Below are 20,481 nucleotides of genomic sequence, written 5' to 3'. Positions count from 1 at the left end.
GAAACCCTCCCATGTCACACCCAGCTTGTCCAGTCAGCCGCGCTCGCTTGCCTCAACGCCAGCCTTGCGTCGCCCAGCCAAGCGCATCACTACCACGAAGAACACCGGCACAAACACCACCGCCAGCGTCGCGCTGAGCATGCCGCCAATCACCCCGGTACCAATCGCCTGCTGGCTCGCCGAACTCGCACCGCTGGCAATCGCCAACGGCACCACGCCGAGAATGAACGCCAGCGACGTCATCACGATCGGCCGCAGCCGCAGCCTTGCCGCCTGTACCGCGGCATCAACCGGATCATGGCCCTGATCGACCAGGCTCTTGGCGAACTCGATGATCAGAATCGCGTTCTTCGCCGACAAGCCAATCAAGGTGATCAAACCAACCTTGAAGAACACGTCATTGGGCATGCCGCGCAGCGTCACTGCCAGCACTGCACCGAGCACGCCTAGCGGTACCACCAGCAGCACCGCCGTCGGGATCGACCAGCTCTCGTACAGCGCCGCCAGGCACAGGAACACGATCAGCAGCGACAAGGCCAGCAACAGCGGTGCCTGGCTGCCGGACAAGCGCTCCTGCAGCGACAGTCCCGTCCACTCCAGCGCAGTGCCGGCAGGCAATTGATCGACCAGGCGCTGCATTTCGTCCATGGCGTCACCTGAGCTGTAACCAGGCGCTGGCTCGCCGCTGATGGAAACCGCCGGATACCCGTTATAGCGGGTCAATTGCACCGGCCCGGTGACCCACTTGGCCTGTACGAACGCTGCCAGTGGCACCATCTTGCCGCTGTCATTGCGCACGTGGATCTTCAGCAAGTCCTCGACCTGGCTGCGCTGATCGCCCTCGGCCTGGACCACTACCCGTTGCATGCGGCCCTGGTTGGGGAAGTCGTTGACGTAGCTTGAGCCCACCGCGGTATCCAGCACTGAACCGATATCAGCGAACGAGATGCCCAGCGCGTTGGCCTGACGCCGGTCGATTTCAAGCTGAATCTGCGGGCTTTCCGCCAGCGACGACTCACGCACGTTGACCAGCAGCTTGCTCTTGCCTGCCTCGGCCAGGAGTTGGTCGCGGGCGGCCATCAGTTGCGCATGGCCAAGGCCGCCGCGGTCCTGCAGGCGCAGCTCGAAGCCGGTCGACTCGCCGAGGCCGTCGATGGGCGGCGGCAGCACGGAGAACGCCACGGCGTCCTTGATCTGGCTGAACGCCTGATTGGCCCGGTCCGCGATGGCTTGCGCGCTGTCGGCAGCACCACGCTCGGACCAGTCCTTGAGCGTGGTGAACGCCAACGCGGCATTCTGCCCGCTGCCTGAGAAGCTGAAGCCAAGAATCAACGTGGTATTGCCAACCCCAGCCTCGCCGCTGTTATGCGCCTCGATCTGCGCCGCCACCTGTTCGGTGCGGGCGCGGCTGGCGCCCGGCGGCAGTTGGATGTCGGTGATGGTGTAGCCCTGGTCTTCGGTCGGCAGAAACGCCGTCGGCAACTGGCTGAAGCCATATCCCAGCACCGCCAGCAACACGCCATACAGCAGCAGATAGCGACCGCTGCGCTTGAGCGCGTGCACCACCCAGCGCTGGTAACCGTCGCTCATGCGCTCGAAACGGCGATTGAACCAGCCAAAGAAGCCCTTGCTGGCGTGCTCGCCACCTTTGGCTACCGGCTTGAGCAGGGTCGCGCACAGGGCAGGGGTCAAGCTCAGGGCAAGGAAGGCCGAGAACAGGATCGACACCGCCATCGACACCGAGAACTGCTGGTAGATCACCCCCACCGAGCCTTGCATGAAGGCCATCGGCAGAAACACCGCGACCAGCACCAGGGTGATGCCGACAATGGCGCCGCTGATCTGGCCCATCGCCTTGCGTGTTGCCTGCTTGGGCGGCAGGCCTTCCTCGGCCATGATCCGCTCGACGTTTTCCACCACCACGATGGCGTCGTCGACCAGGATGCCAATGGCCAGAACCATGCCGAACAAAGTCAGCACGTTGATCGAGAACCCCATCGCCATCATCACGGCAAAGGTCCCCATCAGCGCCACCGGCACCACCAGAGTCGGGATCAGCGTGTAGCGGATGTTCTGCAGGAACAGGAACATCACCGCAAACACCAGCAGCATCGCCTCGAACAGGGTCGTGATGACCTGCTGGATCGAGACCTTGACGAATGGCGAGGTGTCATACGGGATGTCGTACTTGACCCCGGCCGGGAACAGCGGCGCCAGTTGCTCCATTTTCTCGCGAACCAGGGTCGCGGTCTGCATGGCGTTGGCGCCGGGCGACAGCTGCACGGCAAAGGCCGTCGACGGTTTGCCGTTAAGGCGCGTGCCGAACTGGTAGTCCTGCGCGCCGATCTCGACCCGGGCGACATCGCCGACGGTCACGCTGGAACCGTCCGGGTTGGCCCGCAGGACGATGTCGGCGAATTCCTGCGGCGTGCTCAGTTGGCCCTTGACCACCACGTTGGCAGTGATTTCCTGGGTTGGCCGGCTCGGCAGATCGCCAATGCTGCCGGGTGCCACCTGAGCATTCTGCGCGGCGATGGCCACCGAGACGTCGTTGGGCGTGAGGTTGAAGCCGATCAGCTTGGCCGGGTCGATCCAGATCCGCATGGCCCGTTCCGAGCCGTACAGCTGCGCCTTGCCAACACCCTTGAGGCGGCGGATCTCGTTCATCACGTTGCGCGCAAGGATGTCGCTGAGGGCAGTTTCATCGAGGCTGCCGTCCTCGGAGGTGAGGGTGGCCAGCAACAGGAAACCGGTCGAAACTTTTTCGACTTGCAAACCTTGCTGGGTGACCGGCCGCGGCAAGCGCGACTCGACCACCTTGAGGCGGTTCTGCACATCGACCTGAGCCAGGTCCGGCTGAGTGCCCGGCTCGAAGGTGGCGGTGATGGTGGCGCTGCCCAGGCTGCTTTGCGAGTTGAAATAGAGCAGGTTGTCGGCGCCGTTGAGCTCCTGCTCGATCAGGCTGACCACGCTCTCGTCCATGGTTGCAGCGGAAGCACCCGGGTAGACGGCATAGATCTCGATCTGTGGCGGCGCCACGTTGGGATACTGCGCCACCGGCAGCTTGGGAATGCTCAGCGCCCCCGCAAGCAGGATGAATAGCGCTACGACCCAGGCGAAAATCGGCCGGTCAATGAAAAACTGCGGCATGAATCAGGCCCTCACTGGCCGTTGTGCTGGACGATGGGGTTGGCGTCAGCTGTTGGGTCAACCTGCACCTGATCGCCGGCCTTGATGTGTTGCAGGCCTTCGATTACCACGCGGTCGCCAGGCTGCAGGCCTTCATTGACGATCCAGCGATCGCCCTGGGCATTGCCCAGGACCACTTCGCGGGCAACGACCTGGTCCTGCTGATCGACCAGCATGACTTTGGCCACGCCTGCGCTGTCACGCAGGATGGCCCGCTGCGGCACGCTGATGCCCTTGGGTTGTACCGCCTGCTCCAGGCGCACGCGCACGTAGCTGCCGGGCAGCAGGTCGAGGTCCGGGTTGGGGAATTCGCTGCGTAGGGTGATCTGGTTGGTGCTCGGGTCGACACTGATGTCCGAGAACAGCAGCTTGCCCGGCAGCGGATAGGCACTGCCGTCATCCTGAATCAGGGTGGCCTTGGCTTGATCCTCGCCGACCTGGCTTAGCTCACCGGCCCGCAGCGCCCGGCGCAGGGCGGTCAGCTCGCGGGTCGACTGGGTGACGTCGGCGTGGATTGGGTTCAATTGCTGGATCGTCGCCAGCGGCGTGCTTTCGTTCTGCCCGACCAGCGCGCCCTCGGTGACCAGCGCGCGGCCAATGCGCCCGGCAATCGGCGCGGTGACGGTAGCATAACCCAGGCTCAGCCGGGCGCGATCGAGCGCGGCTTTGGCCTGGGCAACTTCGGCGTCGGCTTGCAGCAAGGCGGCGTGGGCGTTGTCGTATTCCTGGCGGCTGACGGCCTTGTCGGCCACCAGCTCGCCGTAGCGTTGATCCTGCAGGCGCGCTTGATAGCGGGTCGCCTCGGCGCGGGCCAGGGTGGCGCGGGCGCTGTCGAGGTCTGCCTTGAACGGCGCCGGGTCGATCAGGAACAACACATCACCCTGTTTGACGTCGCTGCCCTCGCGATAAACCCGCTTGAGCACCACGCCAGCCACCCGTGCACGCACTTCGGCGGTGCGCGGGGCAAGGATGCGACCGCTCAGTTCGCTGGTGATCGCCAGCGGCTGGACCTGCACGGTCTCAACCCGCACCTGCGCCGGAGGCGCTTGGTCGTCTGGCTTGGCAGCGCTGTCGCAGCCGGCGAGCAGTACACCGAGCAGCGCCAAAGGCGCCAGATGGCGCAGGGGGAGTGTTGGATAGTTAGACATACGCAGCTTTCCGATAATGACCGGCGCTATGCTAAAGCACCTGGCCACTAATAAGCTGTGAAGCACTGTAGGGCGTATGTGAAAAAGTGTAAGGAAAACGGCTGCGGCTGCGTAGGATCTATATCCTCATTACTGACTTCCCTCAGCCAAGCTACTTATGCCGAACATTCTTCTGGTTGAAGACGACAGCGCGTTGTCCGAACTGATTGCCAGCTACCTGCAGCGCAACGATTTCCACGTCACCGTCATTGCTCGCGGCGATCAGGTGCTGGACGAATGCCGGCGGCAGCGGCCTGATCTGGTCATCCTCGACCTGATGCTGCCCGGCCTGGATGGTTTGCAGGTATGCCGTTTGCTGCGCCAGGAATCACAGTGCCTGCCGATTCTCATGCTGACTGCCCGCGACGATAGCCACGACCAGGTGCTGGGCCTGGAAATGGGCGCTGACGATTATGTCAGCAAGCCCTGCGAGCCGCGGGTGCTGCTGGCCCGAGTACGCACCTTGCTGCGTCGCAGCAGCGTCAATGAACCGCACCTTGAAAGCGATGTGATCCAGGTCGGCGGGTTGCTTATCAATCTGGCCGAGCGCACGGTGAATTGGCGCGGCGAGGCAGTCGAGCTGTCCAGCGGTGAGTACAACCTGCTGGTGGTGCTGGCGCGCAACGCCGGTGAAGTGCTCAGCCGCGACCGCATCCTGCAACAGTTGCGGGGCATCGAGTTCAACGGCACCGATCGCTCGGTGGACGTGGCGATCTCCAAGCTGCGGCGCAGGTTCGACGACAACGCCGGCGAAGCGCGCAAAATCAAGACCGTGTGGGGCAAGGGTTACCTGTTCAGCCGCGGCGAATGGGAGTACTGAAGGCACCATGCTGAAGATTCTGGTACGCCTCTACCTGCTGATCATCGTTGCCTACGCCGGCGCGTTGTTGTTGATCCCCGATGCCATCGTTGGTGCTTTCCATGAACGTTTCATGGCCTTCAACCAAGACCAGGCCAGGGGCGTGCAAACCTTGATCGTGCGCCAGTTCCAGCAGGCACCGGCTGAGCAATGGCCGGCTGTCGAGCGTGAAGTGGCGGATATTTTCCGCCCGTTGCAGGTGCAACTGCTGCGCTGGGATCAGGCTACGCTAACGGCGCCCGAACGCGAGCGCCTGCAGGCAGGCTTGCATGTTGTGCGCCTGGGCGACTGGGGTTACTACCGAACGGCAATGGCGGCGCTGAACAGCGAGTGGCTGGTAAGCCTGCACAGCCCGCCCGATCCGGTCGACATCAACCTGCTGTCCTGGGGCGTGACCGTGCTGATCGGTGCCGCCTTGCTCGGCTGCCTGTTGGGCTGGGTGTGGCCACACTGGCGGGATCTGCAGCGGCTCAAGAAAACCGCGCGGCGTCTCGGCGAAGGGCAACTAACCGCGCGCACGCAGATATCTGCGCGCTCCAACATCGGTGAACTGGCCGGTGTGTTCGACACCATGGCCAGCGACCTGGAGCGGCACGTCAACGAACAACGTGAACTGCTCAATGCCGTCTCGCACGAACTGCGCACGCCGCTGACCCGGCTGGATTTTGGTCTGGTGTTGCTGTTTGACGAAGTGCCGCCAGCCAACCGCAAGCGCTTGCTGGAGCTGGTCGGCCACGTTCGCGAGCTGGATGAGCTGGTCCTCGAGTTGTTGTCCTACAGCCGGCTGCAAACCGCCGGGCAGGCCAACGAACGGGTGGAAGTGTCGCTGCTGGAGCTGGTCGACAGCGTCCTTGGCGGTTTTGCCGAGGAGCTTGATAGTCGTGGTGTTCAGTGGGAAGTCAAAGCCGAGGCCAACCTGCCGCGCTTCGTCCTCGACCCGCGCCTGACCGCCCGCGCCGTGCAAAACCTGGTACGCAATGCCATGCGTTATTGCGACGAAAAGCTGCTGCTGCGCCTGCGCCTGGAGGACGGCGCTTGTCTGCTTACGGTTGAGGACGACGGCATCGGCATCCCGCAGGAGGAGCGCGAGCGGATCTTCCAGCCGTTCTATCGGCTGGACCGCAGCCGCGATCGCAATAGCGGCGGCTTTGGCCTGGGCCTGGCGATCAGCCGGCGGGCAATCGAAGGGCAGGGCGGCACACTCACGGTTTCCCAGTCGGCGCTCGGCGGGGCGCAGTTCCGCATACGCTTGCCGGCGGCTTGAACATCGCCGGTAAGCGGCGTACCGTTTGCGGGCCGTTTCTCCCAGGAGTCGTACATGCAAGGCAAGGCCCGCAAGATTGTTCAGGCCATCTGCTACGAAGTCATCGCCGTGGCCTGCGTAGCCCCTGCCCTGGCGCTGATGTTCGATGCCGGCATGGCCCACTCGACGGCGCTGTCGGTGCTCATGTCCGGGGTTGCGATGAGCTGGAACATGGCCTTCAACTGGGCGTTCGAGCGCTGGGAGGCGCGCCAGACCAAACGCAAGCGCACCGTCCTGCGGCGCATCCTCCACGCACTGGGCTTTGAAGGCGGGCTGGTTGTGTTGTTGCTGCCACTGGTGGCGTACTGGCTGGATATCAGCCTGTGGGCGGCATTGCTCACCAACCTGGCGCTGTTCGCGTTTTTCTTCGTCTACGCGTTCGTGTTCCAGTGGGGCTTCGACAAGGTCTTCGATGTGCCGCTCTCGGCGCAGCAAGCCAAGTGTTGACGGCTTGTAGCGCAACAGGATAAGTTCCTTACCCATGAATACCTTCCCGCAGCGTCGCGCCCTGAACATTATTATTACCGCCATTATCGGATTGGCGGGCTAGCGCGTACGTGCACCTAACCCGCCCTGGAGGCGGGTTTGTTTTCTCTGACTCCTGGGCAATACCGCAACCACCAGGAGTCATCGATGACCAATCTCAACGTCAACCCGCGTCTCACGCCCGCGCAACTGCTAACCGAGCAAGTGCGGCGTATTCTTGCTGCGCCGGTGTATGACCTGGCCATTGAAACTCCACTGCAAGGCGCTGCGGCGCTCTCGGCCAGCCTTGGCAACCAGGTCCTGCTCAAGCGCGAAGACCTGCAACCGACGTTCTCCTTCAAGATCCGCGGCGCTTACACCCGCCTGTCGCGCCTGACCGCAGCCCAGCGCGAGCGCGGCGTGATCACCGCTTCTGCCGGCAACCATGCTCAGGGCGTCGCCCTGGCCGCTGCCCATCTGGGTTTGCAGGCAACTATCGTCATGCCCACCACCACGCCAACCCTGAAGATAGAGGGTGTGCGTTCGCGCGGCGGTAATGTGGTGTTGCATGGCGAAAGCTTCCCCCATGCGCTGGCCCACGCGCTGCGCTTGGCCGACGAGCATGGCGCGACCTTCGTGCCGCCGTTCGACGACCCTGATGTAATCGCCGGGCAAGGCACCGTAGCTATGGAAATCCTCCGCCAGCAGCCGGGCGCGCTGGATGCGATCTTCGTGCCGGTGGGTGGCGGTGGCCTGATCGCCGGCATTGCTGCCTACGTCAAATACCTGCGCCCCGAGATCAAGGTGATCGGCGTCGAACCGCACGATTCCAACTGCCTGCAAGCGGCACTGGCGGCGGGCGAACGGGTGATCCTGCCCCAGGTCGGCACCTTTGCCGATGGTGTGGCGGTGGCGCAGATCGGCGCGCACTGCTTTGAACTATGCCGGCACTTTGTCGATGAAGTGATCACCGTCAGCAGCGACGAGCTGTGTGCGGCAATCAAGGACATCTATGACGACACCCGCTCGATCACCGAGCCATCCGGCGCGCTGGCCGTGGCCGGGATCAAGAAATATGTCGCCCGCGAGGGCGCAAAAGGGCAAACGCTGGTGGCGATCGACTCCGGCGCCAACGTCAACTTCGACCGCCTGCGCCATGTTGCCGAGCGGGCCGAGCTGGGTGAGCAGCGCGAGGCGATCATTGCCGTGACCATTCCCGAGCAGCCCGGCAGCTTCCGCGCCTTCTGCCAAGCGCTGGGCAAGCGCCAGATCACCGAGTTCAACTACCGCTTTTACCCAGGCAAGGAAGCCCGCCTGTTCGTGGGCGTGCAGACCCACCCGCTGACTGACCCTCGCGAGCAGTTGTTGGCCAGCTTGAGCGGGCAGGGCTATCAGGTGCTCGATCTGACCGACAACGAACTGGCCAAGCTGCATGTGCGCCATACCGTCGGCGGGCACGCTGCCCCAGGCAGCAATGAGCGGGTGCTGCGCTTCGAGTTTCCGGAGCGGCCAGGGGCGTTGATGGGCTTCCTCGAGCGCTTGGGCAAACGCTGGAACATCAGTCTGTTCCACTACCGCAACCATGGTGCCGCCGAAGCGCGGGTGTTCGCCGCGCTGGAAGTCCCCGACGAGGAGCTGGTGGGCCTGCCGGCTGCTCTGGATGAGATGGGTTACCGCTACTGGGACGAGACCGACAACCCTGCCTATCGGTTATTCCTCGGCTAAGCCGATAGTCGGTCTGCCTGGCGGATTGATCATTGCTGTGGATCAACACGGTGGGCCGCGATTGGGCAGATTCTCAAGGTAGACAGACCTTGAGGATCCGCCCCCATGAGCAGCACCTTTTTCATCCCCGCCGTGAATATCATGGGCATTGATTGCCTGGACGAAGCGATGACTGCCATCGCTGGCTACGGCCTGCGCAAGGCATTGATCGTCACCGACCAGGGCCTGGCCCGGGCTGGCGTTGCCGAGCGCATTGCCGGCCTGCTCGCCATGCGTGATATCGATGCCGTGGTGTTTGACGGCGCGCGGCCCAACCCAACCATTGCCAACGTCGAAGCAGGCCTGGCCGTGTTGCAACGTGAACACTGCGACTGCATCGTCTCGCTGGGCGGCGGGTCGCCCCACGACTGCGCCAAGGGTATCGCCCTGTGCGCTACCAATGGTGGGCGGATCAGTGACTACGAAGGGGTTGACCGCTCGAGCAAGCCGCAACTGCCGCTGATTGCGATCAACACCACCGCCGGCACCGCCAGCGAAATGACCCGTTTCTGCATCATCACCGACGAAGCCCGCCAGGTGAAAATGGCCATTGTCGACCGCAACGTGACGCCGATCCTCTCGGTCAACGACCCGGCGCTGATGGTTGCCATGCCCAAGGGCCTGACTGCAGCCACCGGCATGGATGCTCTGACTCACGCTATCGAAGCCTACGTTTCCACCGCTGCCACGCCGATTACCGACGCCTGCGCGCTAAAAGCCATTAGCCTGATCAGCGACAACCTGCGCCAGGCCGTCGCCGATGGCAGCAACCTGCAGGCGCGGGAGAACATGGCCTACGCGCAGTTCCTGGCAGGCATGGCCTTCAATAATGCGTCGTTGGGGTTCGTGCATGCCATGGCGCACCAACTCGGCGGCTTGTATGACTTGCCCCATGGCGTGTGCAATGCGGTGCTGCTGCCGCACGTGCAGCGCTTCAACGCCAAGGTCAGCTCGCCGCGTTTGCGCGACGTCGCCAAGGCGATGGGGATCAAGGTGTGTGGGCTGGATGCAGAGCAAGGCGCTGGCGCAGCGATTTCGGCGATCGAGCACCTGGCCGCGGCGGTTGGCATTCCTGCAGGCCTGGCAGAACTTGGCGCGCGTATGCAGGACGTGCCGCTGCTGGCTGAAAATGCGTTGAAGGACGCCTGTGGCGTGACCAATCCACGCACCGCCAGCCAGGCGGAAATCGAAGCAATCTTCCGCGCGGCGTTCTGAGCCGTTCCAGCACGGCCGGGCCCCACGCGGGGCCAGGCCGTTTCAGCGCTCGCGCATGAAAAACCCGGCGACAAACTTGCGGAAGGTCTCCAGGCTTTTGAAGTCGGCGTAACGCTTGAAGTGCTCGGTGTCGGGCTCCGGCCCGACCGGCTGTTCCAGCAGTGACACTGACAACACCCGGTCCTGATCCGAGGTCAGCACCAGCTCATCCATTACCTGGCCTCCAATCACCGGCCGGCGCATCAGCACCTTGACCCCTTTGCTGGCCATCCAGTCGATCAGCGACACCAACGCCTTGAGCGGTTCGCGTTCTTCGTCGCGGTACACCGGGAACAGATGCGCGCGTGACAGCACCGGCACGCTGGCAACGTGGATCAACTCATAGAAGTTGCTCCCGGCAGTGGCCGGCGAGTACAGCGCCAGGGCCAGCAGCGGACCGCTGGTGCGGTTGCCACCCCAGTACAGATGATGGCCCTGGAAGTCGAAGCCATCCTCACTGCGGGGATTGAACAGCTTGCGCCCCTTGATCTGATCGACGCAGTCGAGCAGCAAGCCATGCCGACGGTGATTGCCGAACACCGTCGCCTCACGCAGGCGTGCTTTGAGCATCATCATGTGCTTCATGTCCAGCCGCGTTTCCAAATAGTTGCTGGCCGGCACGCGCTCGAGCAATGGGTAACGGCTGGCCACGCTGCGCAGCTCGGCGAACTGCGCGGTGAGGTCCTTTTTCAGGTGGCTGGCATAGACGTTGAGGCCGCTGATTTCGATCCAGGTCAGCAGCAGCGACAGTAGGTGCTGTTGTGCCCGGCGTTCGGCAGCCTCGTTGACCGGGCCGGCGGGGCCTTGCTCGCTGGCCTTGCGGAAGTCGCCAATCAGGCCCAGCGGCGTGTCCGGTGCAAGCCACGCGGGCGGCGGTGTGCTCTCGTGGCGGCTCTGTTCAGCCTCGCGCTCATCCTTGCTGAACGGGCAGCCAGGGGTATGTTCGGGGGTGTCCGGATTATTGCGCAGGACCAGCCTGCCAGTATCGCCATTGAGGGCAATGTTAAGCACCGGCAAGGCGTCCTTGCGACAGTCACAGGCTAGCCACTGGTTGGCGCTGCGCACCTTCATCAGCATCTGATTGGCCTGCAGCACCGCCGGCCCGGTCAGGCTGCCGGCAGCAAAGCCTGCCAGCAGTTCTTCCTCGGCCAGGGTCAGGCTTCGCACCAGGCTGGCGTTTTTTTCGATGATTCGCATGTGGAGCAGCTCCCAGCTACAAGCCCCAAGCTTCAAGCAAAGCGCGGCTGCTTTCAACTTGAAGCTGGAGGCCGACCCCTTGCAGGCGGCTAGAAGATGTAATCGGTGGTCAGGAAGCTCGACTGGCGATTACGGATGATCTCGCTGATCAGCTCCTTGTTGGCCTCCTGGAACTTGGTGGCTACCAAGGTACGGATCGAGAATACCCGCAGTGCGTCGTGCACCGACAAGGTGCCTTCAGCGCTGTTCTTGCGCCCGTTGAAAGGATAGGTGTCCGGCCCGCGCTGGCACTGCGCATTGAGGTTGATCCGGCCAACCTGATTGGCGAAGGTATCGACCAGGCTGCCAATGGTGGCCGGGTCATTGCCGAACAGGCTGAGCTGTTGACCGTAGTCTGAGTCGAGCACGTACTCGATCACCGTCTCCAGGTCGCGGTACGGCACCACCGGTACAACCGGGCCAAACTGCTCTTCTTGATAGACGCGCATGTCGGCGCTGACCGGGTAGAGCAGGGCAGGGAAGAAGAACGAACCGCGGCTCTGGCCACCACCTTCATTGAGCACCCGTGCACCTTTGCCAGTGGCATCGGCAACCAGGCCGTTTAGGTAGTCGACCTTGCCTTGCTCGGGCAGCGGCGTCAGCGCCACACCCGGGGCCCACGGCATGCCAGGCTTGAGGGCAGCCAGTTTACGCTGGAACTTGTCGAGGAACGCGTCGACCACATCTTCGTGCACGAACAGGATCTTCAACGCGGTGCAACGCTGGCCGTTGAACGACAACGCGCCGGTGACGGCTTCGTCGACTGCATTGTCGAGGTCGACCTGGGGCAGCACGATGCCTGGGTTCTTGGCATCCAGGCCCAATGCTGCGCGCAGGCGGTGCGGGCGCGGGTGGAGTTTTTTCAGGTCGCTGGCGGCCTTGTGCGTACCAATAAAGGCGAACACATCGACCTTGCCGCTGGCCATCAACGCGCTGACGGTTTCTCGCCCACGGCCGTAGATCACGTTGATCACCCCCGGCGGGAAGCTGTCGCGGAACGCTTCCAGCAGCGGCCTGATCAGAAGCACGCCGAACTTGGCCGGTTTGAACACCACGGTGTTGCCCATGATCAACGCCGGGATCAGCGTGGTGAAGGTTTCGTTCAACGGGTAGTTGTAGGGCCCCATGCACAACGCTACGCCCAGCGGTGCGCGCCGGATCTGGCCGAGCGTGCCTTGCTCGAGCTCGAAGCGGCTGGAGCGTCGGTCGAGGTCTTTCAGAGCATTGATGGTATCGACGATGTAATCGCAGGTGCGGTCGAACTCCTTCTCGGAATCCTTGAGGTTCTTGCCGATTTCCCACATCAGCAGCTTGACCACCGCCGTGCGTTGCTCGCGCATCCGGTCAAGGAACGCCTGCACATGCTCGATCCGCTCGGCCACACGCATGGTCGGCCAGGCACCGCGGCCTTTGTCGTAAGCATGGACTGCAGCGTCCAGCGCCGTCAGTGCAGTGTCGGCGTCCAGCAACGGTGCGCTGCCGAGGATGACTTGCTGCTCTTCATCGCCATGCTTGAGCCAGATCGGGCTGCGCACGGTGGCCAGCGGGCCAGGCCACTGGCGCAGTTCGCCATTGACCAGATAATCGCGTTGCTCCAGCGGCGGCCCGAGGCGCCAGGCCTCGGGGATGTCATCGGCGGTTGGAAACAACGAATCGAGCAGACTGTCCATGAATACTGCACCTCACGATTAGTGTATGGGTGAAACGCTTCAGCTGTTCGAGCATGCGCTCGCACGAGGAAAAACACCAGTCTGGCTCAACATTGCCCAACCTGCGCCGATACACAATCCATCGACCTGCGACCGCGCATTCATGATCAGTGCTTTCCTCGACCAAGATCCCTCAGTGCCCGCCGCCAACCCGGTGCGGCGCGGTATCAACCGCCTGTTGCCGGTAGGCTTTGCCTTGATCGGTATTGGTCTGTCAGTTTTGCTGGGCCGCATAGACATGCAGCGCCAGCAGCTCGAGCAGGTGGCGCATGTGGCTACACAATTATCGGGGGTGAGGGTCGCTCTTGAGGCGCAGTTGCGCGCTGCGTTTGGCGAGACCGAGGGCATCGCCCAGCTGATCACGGCCGATGGCGTGATCAGCGCCGAGCACTTTCGCGGCATGGCGCGTGAGGCGCTGGCTTCGGTGCCGTACATGCGGCATGTAGCCCTGGCGCCAGGCGATGTGATCAATGACGTGCACCCACGTGGGGGCAATCTGTCCGTCATTGGCCTGGACTACCATACCCTGCCTGACCAATACGCCATGCTCGAGCTCGCCCGGCAACGGCAACAGCCTGTACTGGCCGGCCCGGTCAAGCTCCACCAGGGCGGTGAAGCGCTGATTTACCGGCGCCCGGTGTTCGTCAACGGCAAGCGTGGGGTCAAATTCTACTGGGGCAATGTCTCTACCGTTGCCGATATCGAGCGTTTGCTGCAGGCCGCCGGTATCGGCCCGGAGCTGCCGATTGACCTGGCCGTGCGCGGCAGCGACGGTAAAGGTGCCGAAGGCGGCATGATCTGGGGCAATGCCGGGCTGTTCAAAGAGCCGCTGCTGACGCAGACCGTCGAGGTGCCGGGTGGCCGTTGGCAATTGGTCGCCGAACCTCGCGAAGGTTGGCCTGCGCTGGCCTTGTTCACTTCGCCGCTGTTCCTGTTCGCCCTGAGTTTTACCGGCTTGTTCAGCTTGTTCGTTGCTCAGCTCAACCGTAGCCGGCGTCTGCTGCAACGGCGTAACCGCGAGCTGCGCGAGTCGCAGGCGCAGCTTGTGCGGCTGGCCCACTACGACACCATTACCGGGCTGCCCAATCGAGTGTTGTTCCAGCAGCAGTTGGCCGCTGCCATCAATCAAGGCCATGGCCTGGCTGTATTGATGCTGGACATCGACGGCTTCAAGCAGGTCAACGACAGCCTCGGCCACGCGATGGGCGACCTGTTGTTGCAACAGGCAACGGCGCGGTTTCTGCAAGAGCTGAACAAAGGCGATCGGGTTTGCCGCATGGGCGGTGATGAGTTCGTGTTCATGCTGCAGGGCAGCCAGAGCCAGGTCAGCCAGCAGGTGCAGGGGATCCTGCGGGCGTTGCAGCGGCCCTTCGATCTCAATGGCAGCGCGGCGCTGGTCACCGGCAGCATCGGCCTGGCCTGGTGCCCGCAGCAGGGCAATGATGTCGACAGCCTGCTGCGTCATGCCGACACCGCGATGTACGTCGCCAAGGAAAACGGCCGCAATGCCTGGCGCCCTTACCATCCGGACATGACTGCACGCCTGCAGCAGCGTCTGGAGATGGAGCGCAACCTGCGCCGCGCCTTGCAGCACAATGAATTCGAGTTGTGGTACCAGCCCAAGATCGACCTGTTCAGCGGCCGGGTAGAAGGCGTTGAAGCGCTGCTGCGCTGGCGTGATCCGGTGCATGGCCTGGTTGCGCCCGGCGAGTTCGTGCCTTTGGCCGAGCAGACCGGTTTGATCATCCCGCTGGGCGAGCGCGTGCTGGAACTGGCCTGCGCGCAGCTGGCCAGCTGGCGCAACACAGACTGCTTGCCAGGACCGCTGGCCATCAACGTTGCCGCGCTGCAGATCGAGCGCAGTGATTACGTCAGCAGCCTGGCCGGCGCTTTGGCCAGTCATGGGCTGCCAGCGCAGTTGCTGGAAGTGGAAATTACCGAAAGCCTGTTGATGGAGAGCCAACAACAGGCCTGCGCCGTGCTCGCGCAACTGCAGGCAATGGGCGTGGCGACTGCAGTCGATGACTTCGGTACCGGCTACTCATCCTTGGCCTATCTGCGCTCGCTGCCCATCGATCACCTGAAGATCGATCGTGCGTTCATCAAGGACCTGCCTGACGATGATGACGCGGTAGCCGTTGCCCGGGCAATTATCGACCTGGGCCATGCCTTGGGTTTCCGGATCACCGGTGAGGGGATCGAAACCCAGGCGCAGTACGACTTCCTGCGCAACGCAGGTTGCGATCAGGGGCAAGGGTATCTGATGGCGCGGCCGATGCCCGCAGCCGCCCTGCAGGCGTGGTTGGCAGCGCGTCAACGCAGCCCAGTCAGTACAACCTGAAAGATAAAATTTGACGCCATAAAAGCATGCGCCATGCTGTCAAAATGCCGCTTGCAAAGGGGCTACCTTGCATCTTTAATTGTTACCAATTATGAGTGCGAAGTCATACAGCTATTGCATTAACTTTCAATAAGTTAGGCGCGTTTTCCTGCGCGTTGATGATGACCCTGCGTTTTGCCTGGATGGCTTTTGCCAAGGACATTGAAGAAGACATGAAAGAGAACCTGCAGGCAGTTGCTCGAAAATTCATCTCTCCCTCAATGCGCTACGAGATGCGGCATGTCTCGAATCGGTTACGTGATGTGCTCAGCCGTGCCTGTGTCTGGCGCTGGGAAGTCAGCCGCTTTCGGCTCAAGCAAGAGAGCCCTTATCAGATCCTCTACATCGGCAGAAAGCAGCAGCGCGAAATGGCCAAGCTGTTGATTGCCGGCAAGGGCCAGGCCGCGGTCGCCGAAACCTACGCGGTGGCGCCGTCAGGTGGCGCCGATCAAACCGTGGTGATCAGCGAAATGCCCACCAGCGGCGCGTTGTCGGTGCCGCATTATCTGAGCGCCGTAGTGCCGCTGGGTCGTCCCTTGGAAGACATCACCGCCCGCTATGACAGCGAACTACGCCGCAGCATTCGCAAGCACCGGCCGCTGTACCAGATGCGCCAGACTCTCGATGACGCTGAGATCGCCATGGCTGACCGTGAGCTGTTGCGTCCGTACGCCACCGCTCGCCAGGGTATTCATGCTGCCCAGTTTGCTACTGAGGAAGTGTTTCGCATCGCCAAGGGTGTCGGCCGTCTGGACCTGATCACGCTGGGCGATGACGTGGTCGCCTGCCATCTTGGCTGCGAAATCACTCGCGGCGGCAAGCGCTACTGGAGCACCCTGCGCTTTGGTTACTGCGAAGCGATATTCAGCGATGCCAAGAAGCTGCGTGAGGTCAATTCCATCACCACCTACATGGCCCTCGAATGGGCGTTGGCCAATGGTTATGACTATTACGACATTGGCCTGTGCCTGGCGCGTCCGGATGATGGTCTGCTCAAGTGGAAACGACGGCGGGGCGGGGATGTCGATTCGCTGGGTAACCATGCCTATATGTTTGTGCGCTTGCCCAAGACGGGAGCCGCACAGTTTCTCTGGGATACGCCCCTGTTCGCGGTCGAGGGCAACAAATTGACGTTGCACCTGGGGTTGCCCGACGGGCCCAGTGATGACGAGGTCGCCAGCCGCTACCACGAGATGGTGTTCGGCGGGCTGCACAAGATCTACCTGTACGGCGGCCACGGCCATGGCGAAGGGTTTTTGCAGACCCTGCGCAGCCGCTATGCCAGCTTGCAATCGCCCCCCACGATGGAGCGGGTTGTGTCCACCTAACGGCCGCTAGTCAGGACGAATTGGCGCACCAACCTGTGTTGAACCCGTCCTGTGGGAGGAGGCTTCATGCCAAGCAATATCTCGAATTTCAGTGGCCAGCCAGCCTCGCGCCAGCACACCTGGACGCTTGCCGCATATCGGAACATTGCCCGGCAAAAGTTGGCGCGGTCAGCTGCCAGATCCCTGCAGAGCCTTGCGCTAAAGAGCTGGGACATCGCCCCGGGTGAGCGCACCATCACGCCACCGGCAATTTGCCTGCCTGATCAAATGCAGCGGGTAACCGGCTGGGAGTCGCGTTTTTTCCCCTATGTGCATCCTGGCCCGACCATGGCCGGCGGCATCCAGGTCGAACATGGCCCCACCCGGGGCTATTTGCTCAAGGATGTCTGGCTTATCGATGGCGTTCTGTACAAGGACAACGCCAGCCTATGGCTGTCGGCCAAGCCGCGCACCCTTCCCGGGATCGCGGTGGAGCACGAGATCGAGCGCGCAGCGATCTACTGCACGCAGAATGGCAATTCGTGGTTTGGCACCTGGCTGATGGAAGACTGCGTGACCTATGCGCTGGCATGCGATGAGGGAGTGCCGGTAACGACTGCGCCCTCGGCACGCTTGCCGCTGTTCACTCAGGCGCCGCCTTATGAAGCCTGGTTGGGGATGAACCCGCTGCGCCTGCACACGGCCTTCTTCCGCGAGTTGGTCCTGTTCGATGACCAGAGCCACAACCGCAGCCGGCATGCACGCTATCGCGCCATGGGCGACAAGTTGCTATCCCATGTCAGCCATGCGCCGCATCCGGGTGTGTTCTTGCTGCGCGGCGGCGCTGGCGAGCTGCGCCTGCTGCGCAACGAACTGGCGATTGCCGAGCACCTGCGCACGCAGTACGGCTTTCGCGTCATCGACCCGCTGCGCAACGATGTGCCCACCATTGTGGCGGCGTGCGCGGGTGCCAGGATTGTTGCGGGTGTCGAAGGCAGCCAGCTCGTCCACGGCGTCAACGTATTGCGAGAGGGCGGGACCATCCTCACCCTGCAACCGCCCAACCGTTTTGTCAGTTATTACAAATACTTGGCAGATCGCGATGGGCAACATTTCGCGTTTGTCGTCGGTCAGCCGGAAGGTGACGGCTTTATTATCGATAGGGATGAACTTGACCGAACTCTCGACCTGCTGCCAGCAGGCTAATACCCCATTGCCTGGCAATTGGGCAGGTGGATGTCTATTTGGCACGTGTTAAATGCAATTGATTACATTGCCTTCTCGTTTATGAAACACCTGCAGAACATATATATCGCCAAGCGGAATAACCGCGCCGGGTTTGCTAACCAGTTAAACTCTGATTTGCGCCTGCGTAATGGTCCATTGACGCGAAATGTTCGCATTCAAGTGGTCATCAAGCCCCGCTTTTACCGCGAAGATTAGCGAGCATAGGCGCTTTTGGCCGTTGTTAGCTGATTAGGCAAAACAGCATATTTCAGTTGTCGTGTTTTTGACGAAAACAGTGCCCCCCGATTGAGTTTTATTATGGTGTCGGATCATTGACGTAATATCATTGTGCCCATAAGCTCATTTCAACACCCCATGCGATCTGCACCCAACTCATCTGTTCTTCCTCTTTCTGGAGGGGATTATGCGTTCGACCCTGTTTATCAAATCGATTTTCCTGCTGGTGCTGTTAAGCGGTGCTGCTCGTGCCGCTGATTCATATGTAAGCCAGAACAGCGTCATCCCGCTGACGACAGCGGCATGGTTGTTTGCGTTTGCAGTTGTGGGTTTTGTCGCCGTCGCCAATAGAAGAAAAATCTGATCGGCTTCAAGCGTTTGGCTGGTTTCAATTGTGTGGGTGGGCGCCAGGTCTGATCGATCAAGATAGAGCAGCAGGGTTGGCTAGGAGCGGCTTGTCAATTCTCAAAGCCTAGCTATATTCCAGATGCCAGTGGCGCTAACGCCGGGTGATTGACAGGGCATTGCGGCAACGGCCGTAAAGCAGCGCAGAGCCGCTGCAGCGGTGGCAATGCAGCTTTGCAGTAGAGCGAGAGGTTGTGCGTAGTTCTCATTCAGTGCTCTTTTGACGGCCGCCTGGCCGGAGGGACCCCCATGGTGCGTTTGTTAGGTTCACTGGTCTGCGTACTTGCGGTCTGGTCCGGTACGGTCAGTGCCGATGAAAAGAGTTCGCCTTATCTGCTGAGTCCGGGCGACAAGGTCACTGTTTCGGTGTGGGGCGATAACAGCCTGCGCCAGGAAACCAAAGTGCTGCCCGACGGCAGCATCACTTTCCCGCTGGCAGGCCGGGTTGATGTCGCTGGGTTGGATGTCACCACGGCGGCAAGCCGTGTCGCCCGCCAACTCGAAAAGTACATGCCAGACCCCAACGTCAGCGTCGTGGTAACTGAGGTCAACGGCAACCTGGTCTATGTGCAAGGCAAGGTGATGAAGCCCGGCCCGGTACAGATGTCTGGGCCGACAGCGGTGCTGCAGGCCTTGAGCATGTCCGGCGGCCTGGACAAGTTCGCCGATGAAAGCGCGATCAAGGTGATCCGCCGTGTCGGCAATACCGAGCGGGTCTTGCCGGTGCGTTACAAGGATTTGGTTTCGGGGCGTGATCTGTCCACCAATATCCAACTTCAGGCTGGCGATACGCTGGTCGTCCCTTGAGCGGGCTGGTTAGCGCAAAATCGACCGTGCCGCTGCTTCGCGCAACAGGTGTTGTAACGGCAATCTGCATGTTGCCGTACTCGGCCTCGGTCCACGCTGCCGTCTGGCAGTCTTCGGCAACATTGCCCAGCACTGTCGAATACGACAGCAACCCGCTGTTGCTCAGCTCCCAGGAGCAAAGCGTGGTGCGCACCATCATTGCGCCCAATTACAGCCTGGTTGGCAAATACGATCGCGATGAGCTGCGCTTCGGCCTGGGTCTGACGGTGCTGCGCTCATCCGACAAGTCGGTGGTCGATGACCGCGAAGACCCTAATCTGAGTATTGGCTGGCAGCGTGAGACCGAAACCGGTGGTTTTGGCTTGCGTGGCCTGTACAGCGAAAGCTCGACACTTTCCGGCACAGTGCTTGAAACCGGTGTGGTCACCACTGACGGCACCCAGAAGCTGTATTCGCTGATCGGCAACTGGAACCGCGCGCTGACCGAGCGGACCACCCTGGAAAACGAAACCACCTACAACCGGGCCCGCTACGACATCAACACGCTTACCGGCTACGACGAACTGGCCAGCGAACTGACCCTGACCTACGCCTGGAGTGCGCAGACCCAGTTCTTCACCGGCATCACCGCCAGGCGCTACGAGCCTGACGATGACACCACCGCCAGCGCTTCCAACAGCTACGCGCCGGTGGTCGGGGTCAAGTACCAGTTCTCCGAGCGGCTCGAGGGCACCCTGCGCGTAGGCGTCAACCAGGTCTCTGGTGATGGCGGCGGGCGCCGCGGCGAAGGCGGTGCATCGCTGCGCTACAACGGCGAACGGCATGACGCCACGTTGACTGCCGAACGCAGCACGGTGGCCAGTGCCGAGGGCGGCTTTGCCGAAGTCGACGCCGTGCGCGGAAGCTGGAGTTATGCAGTCGATGAGCTGACCCGGGTCGGCGTCGACGCGGCCTGGCAAGACAGCAAGGGCCAGACCCCGAATACCTTGCAGACCTACGGCGTGTGGGCCAGCCGGGAGCTTTCGCAGTTCTGGGACGTGCGCTTGTCCCTGATGCACCGCGAGCGCAAGCAGAACGACCTGGGTGACGCCGTTGGCACCATTGTCGGCCTGACCCTCACTTACCGAATCCCCGACCTCTGACGTTCAGCCT

At 62.1% G+C, this 20,481-nt stretch carries 15 protein-coding genes; 11 read left to right on the top strand and 4 right to left on the bottom strand.

Going from position 1 to position 20,481, the window contains the following annotated elements:
* Positions 1-33: 33 nt before the first annotated feature.
* A complete protein-coding gene (locus CXQ80_RS11845; RefSeq protein WP_101319623.1) occupies positions 34-3,150 on the bottom strand; it encodes an efflux RND transporter permease subunit in 3,117 nt (1,038 codons plus the stop codon).
* An 11-nt stretch (positions 3,151-3,161) separates the two neighbouring features.
* Positions 3,162-4,337, bottom strand: coding sequence for an efflux RND transporter periplasmic adaptor subunit (locus CXQ80_RS11840; RefSeq protein ID WP_101319621.1), 1,176 nt, complete (start codon positions 4,335-4,337; stop codon positions 3,162-3,164).
* Positions 4,338-4,494: 157 nt separating this feature from the next.
* Between CXQ80_RS11840 and CXQ80_RS11835 the strand changes: the two genes are divergently transcribed.
* The 5 genes from CXQ80_RS11835 to yiaY all read left to right on the top strand — a co-directional run bounded on the left by CXQ80_RS11835 (position 4,495) and on the right by yiaY (position 9,982).
* Complete coding sequence (locus CXQ80_RS11835; protein ID WP_101319619.1) at positions 4,495-5,196, top strand: response regulator transcription factor; 702 nt, start codon at positions 4,495-4,497, stop codon at positions 5,194-5,196.
* Positions 5,197-5,203: 7 nt separating this feature from the next.
* A complete protein-coding gene (locus tag CXQ80_RS11830) occupies positions 5,204-6,499 on the top strand; it encodes an ATP-binding protein (RefSeq protein WP_101319617.1) in 1,296 nt (431 codons plus the stop codon).
* Positions 6,500-6,553: 54 nt separating this feature from the next.
* A complete protein-coding gene (locus CXQ80_RS11825; protein WP_101319615.1) occupies positions 6,554-6,985 on the top strand; it encodes a PACE efflux transporter in 432 nt (143 codons plus the stop codon).
* A gap of 186 nt (positions 6,986-7,171) precedes the next feature.
* Positions 7,172-8,728, top strand: coding sequence for a threonine ammonia-lyase, biosynthetic (gene ilvA, locus CXQ80_RS11820; protein ID WP_101319613.1), 1,557 nt, complete (start codon positions 7,172-7,174; stop codon positions 8,726-8,728).
* A 105-nt stretch (positions 8,729-8,833) separates the two neighbouring features.
* Positions 8,834-9,982, top strand: coding sequence for an L-threonine dehydrogenase (yiaY, locus tag CXQ80_RS11815; RefSeq protein ID WP_101319611.1), 1,149 nt, complete (start codon positions 8,834-8,836; stop codon positions 9,980-9,982).
* Between the two features lie 42 nt (positions 9,983-10,024).
* Here yiaY and CXQ80_RS11810 read toward each other — a convergent pair whose 3' ends face one another.
* Both CXQ80_RS11810 and CXQ80_RS11805 read right to left on the bottom strand, forming a co-directional pair.
* Positions 10,025-11,218 carry a hypothetical protein gene (locus CXQ80_RS11810; protein WP_101319609.1) on the bottom strand — a complete coding sequence of 398 codons (1,194 nt, stop codon included), beginning with the start codon at positions 11,216-11,218 and terminating at the stop codon, positions 10,025-10,027.
* A gap of 89 nt (positions 11,219-11,307) precedes the next feature.
* Positions 11,308-12,927, bottom strand: coding sequence for an NADP-dependent glyceraldehyde-3-phosphate dehydrogenase (locus CXQ80_RS11805; protein WP_101319606.1), 1,620 nt, complete (start codon positions 12,925-12,927; stop codon positions 11,308-11,310).
* Between the two features lie 25 nt (positions 12,928-12,952).
* On the opposite strand from CXQ80_RS11805, the gene CXQ80_RS11800 reads away from it, so the two are divergent.
* The 6 genes from CXQ80_RS11800 (at position 12,953) to CXQ80_RS11780 (ending at position 20,471) form a co-directional block, all read left to right on the top strand.
* Positions 12,953-15,307, top strand: a complete 2,355-nt coding sequence (locus tag CXQ80_RS11800) for a bifunctional diguanylate cyclase/phosphodiesterase (protein ID WP_256585755.1) — start codon at positions 12,953-12,955, stop codon at positions 15,305-15,307.
* Between the two features lie 212 nt (positions 15,308-15,519).
* A complete protein-coding gene (locus CXQ80_RS11795; protein ID WP_101323031.1) occupies positions 15,520-16,674 on the top strand; it encodes a hypothetical protein in 1,155 nt (384 codons plus the stop codon).
* A gap of 66 nt (positions 16,675-16,740) precedes the next feature.
* A complete protein-coding gene (locus CXQ80_RS11790) occupies positions 16,741-17,859 on the top strand; it encodes a glycosyltransferase family 61 protein (protein ID WP_101319604.1) in 1,119 nt (372 codons plus the stop codon).
* 445 nt (positions 17,860-18,304) lie between these two features.
* On the top strand, positions 18,305-18,481 hold the full coding sequence (gene eppA, locus CXQ80_RS24810) for an EPS-associated small membrane protein EppA (protein WP_178080767.1): 177 nt from the start codon (positions 18,305-18,307) through the stop codon (positions 18,479-18,481).
* A 290-nt stretch (positions 18,482-18,771) separates the two neighbouring features.
* Positions 18,772-19,329 (top strand): polysaccharide biosynthesis/export family protein, encoded by a 558-nt coding sequence (locus tag CXQ80_RS11785; protein WP_101319602.1) that lies wholly within the window; start codon positions 18,772-18,774, stop codon positions 19,327-19,329.
* A gap of 26 nt (positions 19,330-19,355) precedes the next feature.
* Complete coding sequence (locus CXQ80_RS11780) at positions 19,356-20,471, top strand: hypothetical protein (protein ID WP_101319599.1); 1,116 nt, start codon at positions 19,356-19,358, stop codon at positions 20,469-20,471.
* Positions 20,472-20,481: the final 10 nt, after the last annotated feature.

The sequence above is a fragment of the Pseudomonas sp. 02C 26 genome (assembly GCF_002843585.1).
Classification (GTDB): Bacteria; Pseudomonadota; Gammaproteobacteria; order Pseudomonadales; family Pseudomonadaceae; genus Aquipseudomonas; species Aquipseudomonas shirazensis.
This window is presented reverse-complemented; position numbering and strand designations above follow the sequence as displayed.

What these genes read in the sequence shown, in the direction of transcription:
- CXQ80_RS11845 (WP_101319623.1), bottom strand. Translation starts at nt 3,150, where the DNA reads ATGCCGCAGTTTTTCATTGACCGGCCGATTTTCGCCTGGGTCGTAGCG.
- CXQ80_RS11840 (WP_101319621.1), bottom strand. Translation starts at nt 4,337, where the DNA reads ATGTCTAACTATCCAACACTCCCCCTGCGCCATCTGGCGCCTTTGGCG.
- CXQ80_RS11835 (WP_101319619.1), top strand. Translation starts at nt 4,495, where the DNA reads ATGCCGAACATTCTTCTGGTTGAAGACGACAGCGCGTTGTCCGAACTG.
- CXQ80_RS11830 (WP_101319617.1), top strand. Translation starts at nt 5,204, where the DNA reads ATGCTGAAGATTCTGGTACGCCTCTACCTGCTGATCATCGTTGCCTAC.
- CXQ80_RS11825 (WP_101319615.1), top strand. Translation starts at nt 6,554, where the DNA reads ATGCAAGGCAAGGCCCGCAAGATTGTTCAGGCCATCTGCTACGAAGTC.
- ilvA (WP_101319613.1), top strand. Translation starts at nt 7,172, where the DNA reads ATGACCAATCTCAACGTCAACCCGCGTCTCACGCCCGCGCAACTGCTA.
- yiaY (WP_101319611.1), top strand. Translation starts at nt 8,834, where the DNA reads ATGAGCAGCACCTTTTTCATCCCCGCCGTGAATATCATGGGCATTGAT.
- CXQ80_RS11810 (WP_101319609.1), bottom strand. Translation starts at nt 11,218, where the DNA reads ATGCGAATCATCGAAAAAAACGCCAGCCTGGTGCGAAGCCTGACCCTG.
- CXQ80_RS11805 (WP_101319606.1), bottom strand. Translation starts at nt 12,927, where the DNA reads ATGGACAGTCTGCTCGATTCGTTGTTTCCAACCGCCGATGACATCCCC.
- CXQ80_RS11800 (WP_256585755.1), top strand. Translation starts at nt 12,953, where the DNA reads ATGGGTGAAACGCTTCAGCTGTTCGAGCATGCGCTCGCACGAGGAAAA.
- CXQ80_RS11795 (WP_101323031.1), top strand. Translation starts at nt 15,520, where the DNA reads ATGAAAGAGAACCTGCAGGCAGTTGCTCGAAAATTCATCTCTCCCTCA.
- CXQ80_RS11790 (WP_101319604.1), top strand. Translation starts at nt 16,741, where the DNA reads ATGCCAAGCAATATCTCGAATTTCAGTGGCCAGCCAGCCTCGCGCCAG.
- eppA (WP_178080767.1), top strand. Translation starts at nt 18,305, where the DNA reads ATGCGTTCGACCCTGTTTATCAAATCGATTTTCCTGCTGGTGCTGTTA.
- CXQ80_RS11785 (WP_101319602.1), top strand. Translation starts at nt 18,772, where the DNA reads ATGGTGCGTTTGTTAGGTTCACTGGTCTGCGTACTTGCGGTCTGGTCC.